The 14,286-nt window shown below is 66.4% G+C and carries 16 protein-coding genes and 1 riboswitch; of the genes, 2 read left to right on the top strand and 14 right to left on the bottom strand.

Annotated elements, in window-relative coordinates; genetic code table 11:
- The first annotated feature begins 103 nt into the window (after positions 1 to 103).
- Complete coding sequence (locus tag AADJ04_RS02090) at positions 104 to 1,006, top strand: DMT family transporter (protein WP_341238585.1); 903 nt, start codon at positions 104 to 106, stop codon at positions 1,004 to 1,006.
- A gap of 120 nt (positions 1,007 to 1,126) precedes the next feature.
- A complete protein-coding gene (locus tag AADJ04_RS02085) occupies positions 1,127 to 1,750 on the top strand; it encodes a flavin reductase family protein (protein WP_341238584.1) in 624 nt (207 codons plus the stop codon).
- A gap of 84 nt (positions 1,751 to 1,834) precedes the next feature.
- Here AADJ04_RS02085 and AADJ04_RS02080 read toward each other — a convergent pair whose 3' ends face one another.
- From AADJ04_RS02080 to lpoB, 14 genes are all read right to left on the bottom strand, one after another.
- Entirely contained in the window at positions 1,835 to 2,221 is a 387-nt protein-coding gene (locus AADJ04_RS02080) for a ferredoxin (RefSeq protein WP_341238583.1), read from the bottom strand.
- Entirely contained in the window at positions 2,218 to 3,225 is a 1,008-nt protein-coding gene (gene cobJ / locus AADJ04_RS02075) for a precorrin-3B C(17)-methyltransferase (protein WP_341238582.1), read from the bottom strand. The genes AADJ04_RS02080 and cobJ overlap by 4 nt, the downstream gene beginning before the upstream one ends.
- 20 nt (positions 3,226 to 3,245) lie before the next feature.
- A complete protein-coding gene (locus AADJ04_RS02070) occupies positions 3,246 to 3,914 on the bottom strand; it encodes an energy-coupling factor ABC transporter permease (protein WP_341238581.1) in 669 nt (222 codons plus the stop codon).
- Between the two features lie 13 nt (positions 3,915 to 3,927).
- The gene (locus tag AADJ04_RS02065; RefSeq protein ID WP_341238580.1) at positions 3,928 to 4,398 is read right to left on the bottom strand and encodes a cobalamin biosynthesis protein; all 471 of its coding nucleotides are present in this window, start codon (positions 4,396 to 4,398) and stop codon (positions 3,928 to 3,930) included.
- A gap of 3 nt (positions 4,399 to 4,401) precedes the next feature.
- On the bottom strand, positions 4,402 to 5,211 hold the full coding sequence (locus AADJ04_RS02060; protein WP_207373676.1) for a cobalamin biosynthesis central domain-containing protein: 810 nt from the start codon (positions 5,209 to 5,211) through the stop codon (positions 4,402 to 4,404).
- A complete protein-coding gene (gene cobI, locus AADJ04_RS02055) occupies positions 5,208 to 6,050 on the bottom strand; it encodes a precorrin-2 C(20)-methyltransferase (protein WP_341238579.1) in 843 nt (280 codons plus the stop codon). Before cobI ends, AADJ04_RS02060 begins: the two co-directional genes overlap by 4 nt.
- Positions 6,051 to 6,058: 8 nt before the next feature.
- On the bottom strand, positions 6,059 to 7,399 hold the full coding sequence (gene cbiE / locus AADJ04_RS02050; protein WP_341238578.1) for a precorrin-6y C5,15-methyltransferase (decarboxylating) subunit CbiE: 1,341 nt from the start codon (positions 7,397 to 7,399) through the stop codon (positions 6,059 to 6,061).
- Positions 7,396 to 8,544 carry a cobalt-precorrin-5B (C(1))-methyltransferase gene (locus AADJ04_RS02045; protein WP_207373673.1) on the bottom strand — a complete coding sequence of 383 codons (1,149 nt, stop codon included), beginning with the start codon at positions 8,542 to 8,544 and terminating at the stop codon, positions 7,396 to 7,398. The genes cbiE and AADJ04_RS02045 overlap by 4 nt, the downstream gene beginning before the upstream one ends.
- A gap of 13 nt (positions 8,545 to 8,557) precedes the next feature.
- Entirely contained in the window at positions 8,558 to 9,295 is a 738-nt protein-coding gene (locus AADJ04_RS02040; RefSeq protein WP_207373672.1) for a precorrin-8X methylmutase, read from the bottom strand.
- Complete coding sequence (locus AADJ04_RS02035; protein WP_207373671.1) at positions 9,292 to 10,302, bottom strand: sirohydrochlorin chelatase; 1,011 nt, start codon at positions 10,300 to 10,302, stop codon at positions 9,292 to 9,294. Before AADJ04_RS02035 ends, AADJ04_RS02040 begins: the two co-directional genes overlap by 4 nt.
- Entirely contained in the window at positions 10,302 to 11,108 is an 807-nt protein-coding gene (gene cobM, locus AADJ04_RS02030) for a precorrin-4 C(11)-methyltransferase (protein ID WP_066694683.1), read from the bottom strand. The genes AADJ04_RS02035 and cobM overlap by 1 nt, the downstream gene beginning before the upstream one ends.
- A gap of 155 nt (positions 11,109 to 11,263) precedes the next feature.
- Positions 11,264 to 11,501: riboswitch (cobalamin riboswitch) on the bottom strand.
- A 16-nt stretch (positions 11,502 to 11,517) separates the two neighbouring features.
- A complete protein-coding gene (locus AADJ04_RS02025; RefSeq protein WP_341238577.1) occupies positions 11,518 to 12,519 on the bottom strand; it encodes an alpha/beta hydrolase in 1,002 nt (333 codons plus the stop codon).
- A gap of 33 nt (positions 12,520 to 12,552) precedes the next feature.
- A complete protein-coding gene (locus AADJ04_RS02020; protein WP_341238576.1) occupies positions 12,553 to 13,518 on the bottom strand; it encodes a hypothetical protein in 966 nt (321 codons plus the stop codon).
- Between the two features lie 11 nt (positions 13,519 to 13,529).
- Positions 13,530 to 14,144: a penicillin-binding protein activator LpoB gene (gene lpoB / locus AADJ04_RS02015; protein ID WP_044397274.1), complete on the bottom strand. Its 615-nt coding sequence runs from the start codon at positions 14,142 to 14,144 to the stop codon at positions 13,530 to 13,532.
- Positions 14,145 to 14,286 lie beyond the last annotated feature (142 nt).

Below are 14,286 nucleotides of genomic sequence, written 5' to 3'. Positions count from 1 at the left end.
AGAGTACGCATTGCGCGGCAAAAAGCCCCCAGCGCCGCGCACGTGGGACGGCGCCCGCCACCTTCCTCGTTTCCACCAGCTTTCTCCCTGATTGGCCCGCCCCATGAATTCTTCCGCTGTGCAGAGCACGCCCCGCCCGGGCCTGAGCGACACCGCCTACCCCTTGCTGTTCGTGGCCCTGTGGAGCACAGGCTTCATCGGCGCCAAGCTGGGCTTGCCGTTTGTGGAGCCGCTGACTTTTCTGGCGGTGCGGTTTGCCATCGTCACGGTGCTGATGCTGGCGGTGGCCCGGTGGTTTCGCGCGCCCTGGCCGCGCAGTGCGCGGCAGTGGCTGCACATTGCGGTGTCGGGCCTGCTGGTGCATGGCGTGTACCTGGGTGGGGTGTTCACCGCCATTGGCCACGGCCTGCCTTCGGGCATCACGGCGCTGGTGGTGGGGCTGCAGCCGTTGCTCACGGCCCTGGCCGCCGGGCTGTTGCTGGGCGAACGGGTGCGGCCTGCGCAGTGGTGCGGCCTGGCCTTGGGGTTTGCGGGTGTGGCGCTGGTGGTGGCGCAAAAAATTGCCTCCGTGCCCAGCCAGGCGCTGCTGGCCATGCTGCTGCCCGCTGTGGTGGCGCTGGTGGGCATCACCTGCGGCACGCTGTACCAAAAGCGCTTTTGCCCGGCGTTTGACCTGCGCGCGGGCTCGGTGATCCAGTACCTGCCCTGCGTGGCCGCCATGGCCGTGCTCGCCAGCCTGACTGAAACCATGCAGATCCAGTGGACGAGCCAGTTCATGTTTGCCCTGGGCTGGCTGGTGCTGGTGCTGTCGGTGGGCGCAGTCAGCCTTCTGAACCTGCTGATTGGCCGGGGCAGCGCCGTGAACGTGGCCAGCCTGTTTTACCTGACCCCACCCACCACAGCCCTCATCGCCTGGGCGCTGTTTGATGAAACGCTGTCGGGCCTGGCACTGGTGGGCATGGTGGTGGCCGTGGCCGGCGTGTGGCTGGCGCGCCAGGGCAAATGAGGCACGCGGCGGCAGCGCAGCCAACCTTCAAGCAGAATCGGGCTCTAGCGGCCATTCAGTAAGCGCAAGAAGCTATGTTTTTAATAGCAAATTGATCGCATGGAACAAGGACAGCAACCCATGACCGCACGCACCCTGCACAGCTACGAACCCCGCAAGGGCCACGGCCTGCCGCACGACCCGTTCAACGCCATCGTCGGCCCGCGCCCGATTGGCTGGATCTCTACCTGCAACGCACAGGGCGCGCTCAACCTGGCGCCCTACAGCTTCTTCAACGCCTTCAACTACGTGCCGCCCATCGTGGGCTTTGCCAGCATCGGCGCCAAAGACACGCTGCGCAACATCGAGGAAACCGGCGAGTTCGTGTGCAACCTGGCCACCCGCGATCTGGCCGAGGCCATGAACCAGACCTGCGCCGCCGTCGCGCCCGAGGTAAACGAATTTGAGCTGGCGGGCCTCACCCCCCTGGCCAGCACGCAGGTGCGCCCGCCACGCGTGGCCGAAAGCCCCGTCACCCTGGAATGCCGCCGCACGCAGGTCTTGCAACTGCAAGGGGTGGACGGGGTACAGGTGCCCACCTGGCTGGTGCTGGGCGAGGTGGTGGCCGTGCACATCGACACCGCATTGCTGAAAGACGGCGTGTACGACACGGCCAGCGCAGGCCACATCCTGCGCGCAGGCGGCCCGGCCGATTACTTCACCGTGGGGCCGGAGCAGTTGTTCAAGATGCACCGGCCGCGCTGAACGCGCAGAGAATGGCCACAAGCCAAATTGACCGCTAGCGCTTATGCAATAAGCGCTAGCAGCTACAAAACAGATAGCAATCTATCACCCCCCGGTGGGCCCCTGGTGAAACACCAGCTCCTGCACTGGCAGCCCGCCCACCAGGTGCTCGGTGATGATGCGGTCCATGTTGGCGGGGGTGACGTTGTAGTACCAGGTGCCATCGGGCTGCACACACATCACCGGGCCGCCCTTGCAGGCGGCAAAGCAGCCCACGCGGCTGCGCTTCACACGCAGTTCTCCATCGTTCAAACCCGCGGCCTTGAACTTGGCCCCCAGGCTGTTGAACAGGTCTTGCGCGGCCCCATCAGGCGCGCAGCGGGGGCCGGTGCAAATGAGCAGGTGGCGTCGGTAGTCGCTGATCTTGGGGCGAACGACTTCAGGGGGCGCGGTATCGGCAGCCAGGGCCGTATTCATGTTGTCAGTGCTCATGCTTCGGCCTCTTCGGGGGCATCTTGCGCTGCGGCTTCCAGCGGGTTTTCAAGGGTGTCGCGGATGTATTCCACCGGCAGGCGGTGGCGCTGGGCCAGGGCTTCGATGCTGTCGCCCGCAGCGTGGTCGGCAAACAAGTTCTCCAGCCAGCCATTGAGCCCGGTGGAGAGCGACCGGCCTGGGCGCTCGCCCTCGCGCGTGGTGCCCCCGGCTTGCACGTCGTACTTGTTGGCGTAGCCTCGTGGCGTGACCATCAGGCCGTTTTGCACCACGGTGTTGCTGTTGCCGATGAGCACGGTGCTGAGCATGCCGATGTCGGCATCGCTCATGTGCGCCAGCGTGGTGAACTCGATGCGCTCGCGGCGGCGGTAGGCGCTCTTGACGATGGCCACGGGCGTATCAGGGCTGCGGTGGCGCAGGAAAAGGCGCTGCGCTTCCACAATCTGCCGCGTGCGGCGGCCGCTCTTGGGGTTGTAGAGGGCCACCACAAAATCGGAGTACGCCACGGCATCCAGCCTGCGCGCAATGGTGGGCCAGGGCGTGAGCAAATCCGACAGTGAGATGGCACAAAAGTCGTGCGTGAGCGGCGCGCCTACCAGGGCCGCGCAGCTGTTGAGGGCCGAGGCACCGGGCACCACTTCCACCACAATGCCGCCCGCCTCGGGCACACCGTTCTCGTCGATGGCTGGGGGCGTCCACCCGGCCTGGAACAGCACTTCAAACGTGGGCCCGGCCATGCCGTACACGCCCGCATCGCCCGAAGAGATGAGCGCCACCTTCTTGCCCTCGCGGGCACGGGCCAGCGCTTCGATGGCGCGGTCCAGCTCTTCGGTCATGGACTTGCGAATGATCTCCTTGCCTTCGATGAGATCGGCCACCAGCTTGATGTAGGTGACGTAGCCGATGATGGTGTCGGCCTCGGCAATGGCAGCGCGCGCGCGCGCCGTCATGTGCTCGGTGCTGCCGGGGCCAATGCCCACGAGCATGATTTTTCCTGCGGTCATGGAATCAGCCCTGGTACAGATCAAGCAGACGCCACTGCAGGCGCTGCGCGGCGCAGCAGGCGTTCGTCAATGCAGGCGGCGAGCAGGCGTTGACCCACGCGGCTGCCACGCAGACGGCCCGCCAGGGCCACCAGGCCGATGGTCAGCAGCGGCTCCACAGCGACGAGGCTGGTGTACGAGGCCGCAAACAGTGCCCAGTCAGCCACCGGGGCGGCATCGTTGCTGATGGACAGCCAGAAGCCCACCATCAGCGTCACGCCCGCGTAGTACACGGCGTCGAGCTTGAGCACATTGGCCACGCTGATGCCTTGCATCTTCTTGCCCAGGGTGTGGTGCACGGTGACCAGAGGCACGGCCAGGCTCAGGAAGTTGACGGCCAGGTGGGCCATGTCTTGCGGCTCAAACACCAGGGCTTGCACCAGCAGGCCCAGCCCAAAGCCAAACAGCGTGGGGATGAAGCCGAACAGCAGGTACACGGGCATGGCCCCCACCAGGTGCAGCTCTGACGGGCCCACGGGCAGGTGCCAGGCCTGCATCAGCAGGCTGAAGAAGAATGCCGCCAGGGCCGTGCGCAGCCAGGCGGTGGGGCTTTTGAGCAGGCCCATGGTGTGGGCGCCCAAAAGGGCCGTGGCCGCGACGCCAGCGTAGGCCAGCTTTTCGGGAGAGATGATGCCGATTTCGATGTGCATGGGAGGTTTCCTTTCAAGAAACGGACGGGGATGAAAAAGGGGTGGAGGGCGCAGCAGACATACGGGCGATGGACACGGTGGCGTTCTTGCCATCGGGCCCGCGCAACTTGTGCTTTTCCACCACCAGAGCGTGCAGATCGGCCTGTGCGGCCAGCAAGGCAGCGGCCTCGCTCACCGAGGGGGTGCCCATGTACCGCTGCACGGTGGCCGAGGGGTTGGGCACGGGCACAGCCGCCAGTTGCGCGGCGCTGTACCAGTGCAGAGGCCAGCCATGCTGCGCGGCCAGTTGCAGAAAGGCGGCTTCGTCGGCCTTGGCTTCAATGCTCGCCAGCAGCGCCACATCGGCCAGCGTGCCACCGGCCAAAGCGAGGGCCTGCTGCAGGCACTGCTGCACCGTGGCCAGGGGCGTGCCCCGGTCGCAGCCCAGGCCGATGGCCAGGGTGGGCACCACCAGCGCGGGGGAATGGCTTGCCACAGCAGACATGGCTCAGGCCGTGGTGGCGTCTGCAGCCTGCCCCACGGGCGGGCGGTACACCACCAGGCGCTCGGCCCAGTCGGACCAGAGGGTGTCGGGCACATCCGCATGGGTGACCCACAACACGGCCTTGTGGTGATCAGGCCGCACCTGCGCAAACGCGGTGAGGCATTCCACATTGGCGGGCAGCGGCGTGGGCCGGGTCCACCAGCGGGTGCTGCCTGCCTCTTGCACCAGGGCAATGGGCTCGCCGTTGACCACATGGGCCGACACGCGGGTGATGTTGATCTTGGGGGCCTGCACCTGCCAGCCCAGGTGGCGGCCCAGAATGTCTACGGGAATGGTCTTGCCCACATCGGATGCAGTGGTGAGCACAGGCGTCGCGCCGAGCAAATCGGCAATGCGCTCGCTCATGGCGTTGGCCCCGCCCACATGGCCGGAGAGCACCGGGATGACGAACTGACCCGCATCGTCCACCACCGTCACGCCGGGGTCTTCGTCCTTGGACTTCAGCACCGGGGCAATCAGGCGCACCACAGCACCGAGCGAGACGAAAAACACCAGCTGGTCGTAGCCCGCAAACAGCGGGGCCATCTCGTCACGCAGAGCACCTTCGTAGGCGCGCACGGGGTTGGGCAGGCCGTCAAACGCCTGTGCAAACTTGGCGGCGGTGCAGATGTGGGCCTCGGGCAAGTCACGCGCCAGCTGGGCGGCCTGCGCCGCGCCGTGGCGGGTGATGGCGACGATGCAGACGCGGGCCTCCTGCTCAGGGTTCACGGGGGCAGAGAGCACCACGGCGGGTGATACAGAGGGTGCAGTCATTCAGCGGTTTCCTGATCGGCAGAGAGGCCGCTGCCATCCACAGCAGACAACGGCGCGGGCGATGTCTTTTTAAGGCAGCCCTTGATGCGCTCGCCACGAATGCGGTGCGGGTTCTTCACGATCATGAGCGAGAGGTAACTGACCTTGGTGCCGCGCAGCGCGGGCAGGTCCACGCCGTTCACGCTGCGCTCGTCCGGTGCGCCCACGCGCTCGATGAACTGGGTGTGGGGCAGCAGCTCGCGCAGGGTCAGCCAGTTGATCAGGTCGTCCATCAACGGCTTGACCTTCATGAGCACTAAGGTGTCAAAGTCGGTGAGCAAACGATCCACCGCGCTCACGCCGTAGGCAGCGGGCACGATGGCAATGGTGTCGTCCTGCTCCGCCAGGGGCATGCCGCGGGCGGCGCAGGCGGCCGCAAAGGCATTAACGCCCGCGATCACCGGCACATCAATGCGCGCATCCAGCGCCTGCACGGTGCGCGCCAGGTGGCCAAAGGTGGCGTAGGTGCTGGCGTCGCCCTCCACCAAAAACAGCACGTCTTGCCCGGCTTGCAGCCAGGGCAGCACCGTCTCGGCAGCGCGCATCCATGCACGGGCGAGCTTTTCACCGTCGTGCGTCATGGGGAACAGCAGCGTTTGGTGCTGCACGGGCGGTGTGAGCCCGGCGCGGTGCACGATGTCAAACGCGTAGCTGGGCGTTTTGGTGCTGCGCGCGGGGTAGGTCCACACGGCATCGGTGCGCTGCAGTTGGGCCCAGGCTGCGCGGGTGATGAGGCCTGGGTCGCCGGGGCCGAGGGAGACGCCGATGAGGCGGCCCAGTGCAGGGGGATTCTGAAGCATGGTCTCGCTCATGCGGCCTCCCCTTGCGCGGTTTGCACGGCTGACGCGGCCGGCATCGCACTGCCCTCGCCGCGCTGCGCGCACACGATCCACACGGGGTTTTCTGCCGCCATGCGGTGCATGTGCAAAATGGGTTTGCTGCGGGCCGCCTGTAGTTGCAGCACATCCCACACCGCGCCCTGGGCTTGCAGCGCTTGCGTGGCGCTGGCCAGGTTTTCGAGCGTGACAAAGTTCATCACCAGCCAGCCGCCCGTACGCAGGCGGCGCAGGCACAGGGCGATCAGCTCTTGCAGCTCGCCGCCCGAGCCGCCGATGAAAACGGCGTCCGGGTCAGGCCACGCATCCAGCCCCTCGGGGGCCTTGCCGTGCACCAGCGTGTGGTTGCTCACGCCAAAGGCACGGGCGTTCTGGCCTGCAATGGCATGGTCGGCCTCGTTCTTTTCGATGGCCCACACATGGCCTTGCGGGCACAGGCGAGCGGCTTCGAGCCCCACCGAGCCGCTGCCCGCGCCAATGTCCCACACGCGGCTGTCGGCACGCAGTTGCATGCGGGCCAGCGACACGGCGCGCACCTCTTGCTTGGTGATGAGGCCTTTGTCGGGCTGGCGCTGGTGGTAGGCGCTGTCGGCCAGGCCCATGCGCACGGGCTGGGGGCGCACCTGGCTGCGCACCAGCACCACCACGTTGGGGTCGGCAAAGGTCTGCTGCGCGGCGTCGTGCGGTGACAGCTCGGCCACCACGCGCTCGTCGGGCGTGCACAGGCGCTCGGCCACGGCCATCTGAAAATCGTCACCCAGCCCTTCGGTCACGATCAGGCGGGCAATGCGGTCCGGCGTGTTGTCGGGGCTGGTGAGCACCAGCAGGCGGTCGTGCTGGCGCAGGCTTTGCGCCAGGGCATACAGGCCGTGGCCGGGCTCGGCACCCACTTGCCATTCGCCTGCGTCCTTGCTGTGCACGGACACAATGCGCGCATCCTGCCAGGCCAGGCCCAGGCGGGCGCAGGCGAGCTGCACGGTCGAGAGGTTGGGTAGCACCTCCACCGCCTCAATGCACAGGCGCGATGCCAGGTAGCTGGCAATGCCGTGGCACAGCGGGTCGCCGGTGGCCAGCACCACGCTGGTTTGGCCCGCTTCACGTGCGGCGGCAATCCAGCCGGGCACGGCACTGAGCTGGCCCGTCAGGTCGCGGCGCTGGGCGTGGGGGGCGATGTCGTCGTCCAGCAGGGCCAGCGTGCGGCTGCCGCCCACCACCACATCGGCACGGCGCAGCAGGGCCAGTGCGGTAGGGCTCAGGCTGGCAGCGCCATCGTCCAGCACGCCGATCACTCGGCAAGGTTGAGGGTCGGTCATGTCGGTGGGAAAAGAGTTGAATCGGCTTCGGCCATCTTCTGGCCGTCAAAGTCGCACACCAGCACCTGCAGGCGGAACTTGCCGCCGTAGCGGTCCGGGGCCATCAGGGTGCGCACCACGGCCTGGGCCAGGGCTTCATGGAAGGCCGTGGCCAGGCCCAGGGCCTGCATGCGCTCGGCGGCAAAGCGGGCGGTTTCGGCGGAGGCAATCTCGGCGCACACCTCGGGCGGCGCGCCAATGCGGGCGGCCAGTTGGGCGAGTAGTTCGGTGTCCACCTCAGCACGGTTGGCGTGGGTGATGGTTTCGCCCTGGGCGATTTTGGTCAGCTTGCCCACCATGCCGCCAATGACGACTTCAGTGAGGCCCTGGGCCACGGCTTCGTCGAGCGCGTAGCGCAAGAAGTCGCCCATCTGCACAAAGCAGGCGGGGGGCAGACCAGCGCGCTCTTTCATCGCAAACTGTTCGGTGCGCCCGCCGGTGGTGAGCACCACCACACCGTGGCCCAACGTGGCCGCCACCTGCACGCCCTGCACCACGCTGGCGCGGTAGGCCGAGGTGGAATACGGCTTGACGATGCCGGTGGTGCCGAGGATGGAGATGCCGCCCAGAATGCCCAGACGGGCGTTGAGCGTCTTGCGCGCCATCTCCACGCCCTGGGGCACGGAGATGGTCACTTCGAGCCCCGCATGGGTCAGCAGCGGTGCCCCTGCACCGCGCACGTTGTCTTCAATGTTGCGGCGGGGCACGGGGTTGATGGCGGGGCCACCCACCTCCAGACCCAACCCGGCCATGGTGACGGTGCCCACACCAAAGCCGCCACACAGGCGCACCACACCGGCCTCGCCGGGCAGCACACGCACATCGGCAGTGAGGTGGGCCTTGTCGGTGCAATCAGGGTCATCGCCTGCGTCCTTGATGACCATGGCATGGGCGGTGGCAGGGGCTGTGGCATCGGGGGTGCTCACATCGCAGCGCCCGTCGTTCACTGCAAAGCGCACCGTATCGCCGTTGGGCAACAGGCAATCCACCACCTCAGGCACCGCGCCGTGCACCAGGCCCAACACGGCCGCACGCGCAGCGGCCGCAGAGCAGGCCCCGGTGGTGAAGCCGGTGCGGGTGCCACGGCGAACGGTTTTTTCCATCATGGCCGCAGTGCCTTCACGCGTGCAGGCCCGTTTGCGCCAACGGTGCAGTCTGTGCGGCCTGCGTGGTCGCCTGCGCCACCAGCGCCTTCTGGCGCGACTCCGCCAGGGCCAGCAAGGCGTGCAACGCAGCCACCACCAGCGTGGATCCGCCCTTGCGGCCGCGGATCACGATCCAGGGCACTTCGTTCTGCGCGGCAATCAGGTCCTTGGATTCAGCGGCAGACACAAAACCCACTGGCATGCCCACGACCAGTGCCGGGCGCACGCCCTCCTCTGCAATCAGGCGGGCCAGCTCGATGAGCGCCGTGGGTGCGTTGCCAATGCCGACGATAGCCCCTTGCAGCAAGCCCAGGCGGTGGGCTTTGCGCATGGCCTGTACGGCACGGGTGGTGTCTTGCTGCTGGGCCTGCAGCACCACGTCCGCATCTGAGATGAACTGGTGGGTGTGCATGCCAAAGTGCGCCAGGCGCGGAATGGACAGGCCTGAGCAGATCATTTCCACATCGGCCACCACCGGGGTGCCGCCGCGCAGCATGGCGGTGATGCCAGCGTGCACGGCCTGCGGGTGAAAGTCCGTGAGACCATTGAAATCGAAGTCCGCATTCGCGTGGATCATGCGGCGCACGATGGGCCACTGCTCTGCGGTGTAGCTGTGCGCCTGGACCTCTGCGTCAATGATGGCAAAGCTATCGTGCTCGATGGCCTGGCCCGCACGCGTGAGCTGTTCGGTGACGGTGTTGATGGTGCTCATGCAGGCTGCCCCTCTGCGTGGACGGGTTGATGGGCAGCATGGGCAGCATGGGCATGTTCGTGATCATGCGCAGGCCCATGGCCGTGCACATGCACCACCGCCTCTGTGGCCGGTGCGTGGGCATGCGTGTGTTCGTGGCTGTGCCCATGGCCCAGGTCGTGGGCAATCTCGCGGTACTTGCAGCCATCGCAGGGCAGCTTGGCGTCGGGCACGCCCGCGCGCAGGTCGGCCACGCGCTGCTCCAGCAGGGCAAAGATTTCTTTTTCAAACCCGAAGTACGAGGCCTCTGCAAACCGCACCTGCGGGTACTGCTGGCGCAGGTGATCCACCTGGCGGGCAATGCGCTGCATGAGCGTGCCGGTGAACAGGTAGTACGGCAACACCACCACCTGCTTCATGCCCAACATCACCTGCCGCTGCACGGCGCGCTCCAGGCGCGGCCAGGTGATGCCGGTGAAGGCCAGGTCCACCAGTTCGTGGTCCGTCTCCTCCATCAGCCAGCGGGCCATCTTGGCAACATCGCCATTGGCCTGGCGGTCAGACGAGCCACGCCCCAGCAACACCACACCGGTGGTGGTGGGGTCGGGCATGTCCAGCTCGCTCATGCACTTGCGCAGGTTGCGGCGCAGCACATCCAGGATGGGGTCGCATGCGGTGAGGTGTGGGCCGTACAAAAACTCAGTGCCGGGGCAGTGCTCGCGGGCGTGTTCGATGGCTTCGGGAATCTCCATCTTCACGTGGCCTGCCGCATTCAGGATGAGCGGTAGCACCAGCACGCGGCGCGCGTTACGCCCGGCTTGCTGCAGGCCATCATGCAGGCTAGGGGCGGCAAATTCGATGAAGCACACCTCAATATTCCAGCCGGGCTGGCGCGTACGCCACTGGGCCACAAAGCGGTGGATTTCGTCGTTGCCCTCGGGCTCGCGCGAGCCGTGGCCGATGAGCAGGATGGTGTCTTCGTGGCGTGCGCCGTGGTGTGTACCGAGGGGCGTGGCTGGGGTTTGCATCAGGAAGTCTCCGTGGGCGTGGCAGGCACACTGGCCTTGCGAAAGCGGTGGGTGAAGCTGGCGTCGTACAGCTTGGACTTGGCAAGCGTGGGCCAGTGGCGCGCACCCAGGTTGGGGCTGGCAATCACCATGGCCTGGCTGACCACCTTGGCGTCGCGGCAGCGCTGGCGGATGTCGGCCAAGGTGCCGCGGATGATGAGTTCCTCACCCGGCCAGCTGGCCTTGTGCACCACCAGCATGGGGGCGTCATCGGCCCAGCCCGCGGCGCGCAGTTGCTCCTGCACCTTGTGCAGCAGGGTGATGGACAGGAAGATGCACAGCGTGCAGTGGTGGCGCGCCAGCTCGGCCAGCGACTCGCCTTCGGGCATGGGCGTGCGGCCTTCGACGCGGGTGAAGATCACGCTCTGCGTGACTTCGGGCAGCGTGAAACTCTCCACCGCCGCAGCGGCCGAGGCCATGGCCGAGGACACGCCAGGCACCACCCGCACGGGCACCCCAGCGGCATCGAGCGGCTGCACCACTTCAATCAGCGCGCCATACAAGGCGGGGTCGCCCGTCTGCAGGCGGATGACCACAGCGTGCTGCTGCGCCTGGGCAATGAGCCATGCTGCCATCTGCTCCAGCGTCATGTCCTTGCTGTCGGCAATGGTGCAACCGGGCGGGGCCCAGCGGGTCACGGCCTCGTTGACCAGCGAACCTGCAAACAGGATGGCCCCTGCGCGCTCGATGAGCGAGCGGCCCTTGACGGTGATGAGCTCCGGATCGCCCGGGCCCGCGCCCACAAACCAGACGGTACCGACCGTCATGGCTGGCGCCAGCCCCAGCTGTCCATGGATGCACCATGACCCGCCAAATGCTGTGCCGCTGGCTGCGTCGCCAGCACAAAGAAATTCAACATGAAAACGACCCGGACTGACCCAGACCCCTGCCTCCCCGCAGGTTCTGTGAAATGGGTGGGCACGTGGCTCACCCGCTTGTCGGCCGGTCTCCGGGCTGGCGAGATGTTCCTGCGAATCCTTCCCAGGCTCTCAGAACCCAGTGGACATGTGAAGCAGGCTGAAGGCATGCAGCCTTCTCTCGCTTACCGTTGCGGGGGCAGCTCAGGTTAAGCGCGACTCGTGGTGGGCCGCGCTCTCCTGTTTCCCGTTTAACTGTGCCGTTGCAATAACGGCACGAGCACCAACGGGGGCGAGTATAGGGCCTGTGAGAATCGGGTCAACGAAAGGTCACGCTGGCGCACAGCCCGCGCTGGGGTGTTCGTCCCCACCCCTCCAATACGGCCCACACCTGCTGCAAGCCATCCACTTCACCCGCCTGCAGGCCGTGGTTGGCACCGGCCAGGCGCAGCGCGCAGTAGGGTGCGTTGCGGTGCTGGGCACGTTGGGCAAATTGCTCGTAGGCGGCGGGGGGCACCATGTCATCGGCATCGCCCCAGGCGTGCAGCACGGGCCATGGGCCCTGCAGCAAGGGTTGTTGCACGGGCCATTGCCACAGGTCGCGCCAGTAGCGCAGGCTGCGCCCCTGCACCACCTGCGTGTCCGCACCAGGCCCGGCCTGGGCACGGCCCAGCGCAGCCCAGTCTGCTGCATGCCCGAGGCGCTCGGCCTGCATCTGGCCGGCATCACGCGGGTCCAGCCCACTGCCGGCCATCATCACCAGGCCCGCCAGCCCAGGACCTGTGCTGGCTGCCAGGGAAGGCAGCAGTTCCACCCCTTCCGAAATACCCACCAGCAGCCATGGCACGTCGGCATGGCTGTGACGTTGCACAGTAGTGACCTGCTGTAGCGCGGCGCGCGCGTGGTTAGCCCATGCAGAAAGGTGATCGGCCTGCACAAAGCGCGCGGGGCAATCGGCCGCTGGCGTGGTGTCTGCAGGGTGTACGCCCGGCTTGTGCAGCACAGTCACCTGCGCGTGCAACAGGCCCCGAAAGTAGCGATCAGCAAAGGGCCCCATACCGGCACAGCCCGAGCCAGGAACGACCACCACGCGGTAGCGCAGGGGTGGCACCAGCGGGCCCCGCTGCAGGGCCCACAGCTCCTCACCGTGGGCCCCTGGCAGGCGCTGCGCAGAGAAGCGTTCGGCGCCACTGGCTGGCGCTGCAGGCCCCTGAACCGAGCAGGCTTGCAGGCTGAGCGCCGCCAGAAAAAAGGCCAGCACAAGGCTGGCCTGGGCAACGCCGGGGCGGTGGGGCTGGGTCACCTCAGCAGCGCAGGTCATGCCCACGTTGTGCAACCCGGCCCACCCCACCCATCACTTGAGGATGAGCACCTGTTCAGGCTGCTGCGGCACTGGCATCGGCTGAGCCTGGCCACCACCAGCGGGGTACCCCATGGGCTGGGGTGGGCGCACACCGCGCGAAAGGTGCGCGTCAGTGTAGCCGAGCTGGTTGGCTAGCTGCAGGTACACGTCTTGCGCGAGGCTTTGCGAGGTCTCGCGGATCACCTTGGCACGGTTGGGCGGGGCGATATCGCCACGGGTGGAGAGGATCTTGGTGTCGTTGCCTTCACCCTGGGCAGAGAACGCAGCCTTGATCTCGTAGGTTTTGGTGTTGATGAGCGAGAAGTCGGCCAGCAGTTGCAGGCCGTACTGGCGCGTGGCGTTGCTGGTGCCCTGGATGGGGTGCAGTGCATCGGTGAAGTCGATGCTGGAGACCACGCCAAACAACACGTAGTCGGCGCCGTTGAACTCGCCCTTCTTGATGCGGGCGATCACGTCCGTGACCTGGGGCTGTGCCTTGGGCGTGGCCATCTTGCCGCCCTGCACCTGGTTGAGCACCTGCTCGGCCTTGGAAGGCTGCGGCGTGCCCGCGTCAAAGCCCTTGCCCTGCACCAGGCGGAAGTAGGTGCCTTGCAGCAAGGCACCCTTGATGTCGTTGGTGTAGCCACCCAGCTCGCGCTGCTCGATGTAGCTGTAGGTACCGGCCACGTAGGTGCCGCTGGCCTGCTCGGACGCCTGCACCGACTGGCTGCCCGAATACGAGCCGCCACCGCCATACACGCCGTGGCTGTGGCTGCCGCTTTGGCTGCTGCGGGCGCTCATCTGGGCGCTGCGCTGGTAGGCACCGGCCACGAAGTACTCCGACACGCGCTGTGCGTAGGCCAGATCGGTCACGGCGATTTTGGGGGCCGCGTTTTGCGCCAGGGCGCTGCTGCCCCAGGCCAGCGTGGTGGCGGCGACCACGGCCAGGGCCGTGTGCAAGGTGGTTCTGCGTTGCATGGTGTGCTCCGTCACTTCTTGCTGGTCTTGCGGATTTCTTTCTCGTCCTGCCATTCGATCGTGCCTTCCTGCACGTCAAACATCTTCAGCGTGAACTTGTAGAACACGTCCTTGGTGGTGTTGTTCTGCTTGACGATGCTGGTCAGCTCGCCTTCAAGCTGGTACTTGGCCGCCGTCATCTGGCCGACCTTGGCGGTGGTGTTCTGCTTGTACAGGCCGCTCTGGTTCTGGCGCTGCAGCTCATCCACGCCTTGCTGCATTTCGTTGATGGAGCGGGTGAAACGCACCTTGCCCGACTTGACCAGCGCGGTCTGGATCGAGTTCATCACGTTGGTCGTGTCGATGTACTCACTGGTCTTGTTCTTGACGGTGGAGATGGTCACCGTGGGGCGGCCCTGGAAGATGCCGGTTTCGAGCAGGCTGCCGGTCATCTTCTCGGCAATCATCTGCAGGTCGGACGAACCGAATTCGTTGGTCACCAGCTCCACGCCCTTGGCGTCGCCATAGTTGACCTGGCGGTCAAAACGCACAGTAGGGGAAGACAGGTTCTGGCAGGCCGACAAGGCCAGGGTGCTGGCAGCAAAGGCCACGATGAGCGCGGTGCGCTGGAAGGTGTTCTTGGTCATGGTTTTGATATCTTTCATAAGACAGGGCGGTTCACACTACCGGAGGCTCTTGAAACTGGCGCTCCCCCGCCGTAGGCAGCCGCGCAAGGGCCTTTGCTGGCCGCGCCGCCCCGCCGCGCTGGCTGCGCCCCCCTCCCACGCG

Source organism: uncultured Acidovorax sp. (genome assembly GCF_964021665.1).
Lineage (GTDB): Bacteria > Pseudomonadota > Gammaproteobacteria > Burkholderiales > Burkholderiaceae_C > Acidovorax > Acidovorax temperans.
The sequence above is the reverse complement of the archived record's forward strand: the minus strand, read 5'-3'. Positions and strand labels throughout refer to the sequence as shown.

Bases quoted from the DNA above. Each gene is read 5' to 3' on its own strand.
- AADJ04_RS02080 (WP_341238583.1), bottom strand. From the start codon at position 2,221: ATGAGCACTGACAACATGAATACGGCCCTGGCTGCCGATACCGCGCCC.
- cobM (WP_066694683.1), bottom strand. From the start codon at position 11,108: ATGACGGTCGGTACCGTCTGGTTTGTGGGCGCGGGCCCGGGCGATCCG.
- AADJ04_RS02060 (WP_207373676.1), bottom strand. From the start codon at position 5,211: ATGACTGCACCCTCTGTATCACCCGCCGTGGTGCTCTCTGCCCCCGTG.
- AADJ04_RS02045 (WP_207373673.1), bottom strand. From the start codon at position 8,544: ATGATGGAAAAAACCGTTCGCCGTGGCACCCGCACCGGCTTCACCACC.
- AADJ04_RS02085 (WP_341238584.1), top strand. From the start codon at position 1,127: ATGACCGCACGCACCCTGCACAGCTACGAACCCCGCAAGGGCCACGGC.
- cobI (WP_341238579.1), bottom strand. From the start codon at position 6,050: ATGCTTCAGAATCCCCCTGCACTGGGCCGCCTCATCGGCGTCTCCCTC.
- AADJ04_RS02035 (WP_207373671.1), bottom strand. From the start codon at position 10,302: ATGCAAACCCCAGCCACGCCCCTCGGTACACACCACGGCGCACGCCAC.
- AADJ04_RS02065 (WP_341238580.1), bottom strand. From the start codon at position 4,398: ATGTCTGCTGTGGCAAGCCATTCCCCCGCGCTGGTGGTGCCCACCCTG.
- AADJ04_RS02025 (WP_341238577.1), bottom strand. From the start codon at position 12,519: ATGACCTGCGCTGCTGAGGTGACCCAGCCCCACCGCCCCGGCGTTGCC.
- AADJ04_RS02040 (WP_207373672.1), bottom strand. From the start codon at position 9,295: ATGAGCACCATCAACACCGTCACCGAACAGCTCACGCGTGCGGGCCAG.
- cobJ (WP_341238582.1), bottom strand. From the start codon at position 3,225: ATGACCGCAGGAAAAATCATGCTCGTGGGCATTGGCCCCGGCAGCACC.
- AADJ04_RS02070 (WP_341238581.1), bottom strand. From the start codon at position 3,914: ATGCACATCGAAATCGGCATCATCTCTCCCGAAAAGCTGGCCTACGCT.
- lpoB (WP_044397274.1), bottom strand. From the start codon at position 14,144: ATGACCAAGAACACCTTCCAGCGCACCGCGCTCATCGTGGCCTTTGCT.
- AADJ04_RS02020 (WP_341238576.1), bottom strand. From the start codon at position 13,518: ATGCAACGCAGAACCACCTTGCACACGGCCCTGGCCGTGGTCGCCGCC.
- AADJ04_RS02090 (WP_341238585.1), top strand. From the start codon at position 104: ATGAATTCTTCCGCTGTGCAGAGCACGCCCCGCCCGGGCCTGAGCGAC.
- cbiE (WP_341238578.1), bottom strand. From the start codon at position 7,399: ATGACCGACCCTCAACCTTGCCGAGTGATCGGCGTGCTGGACGATGGC.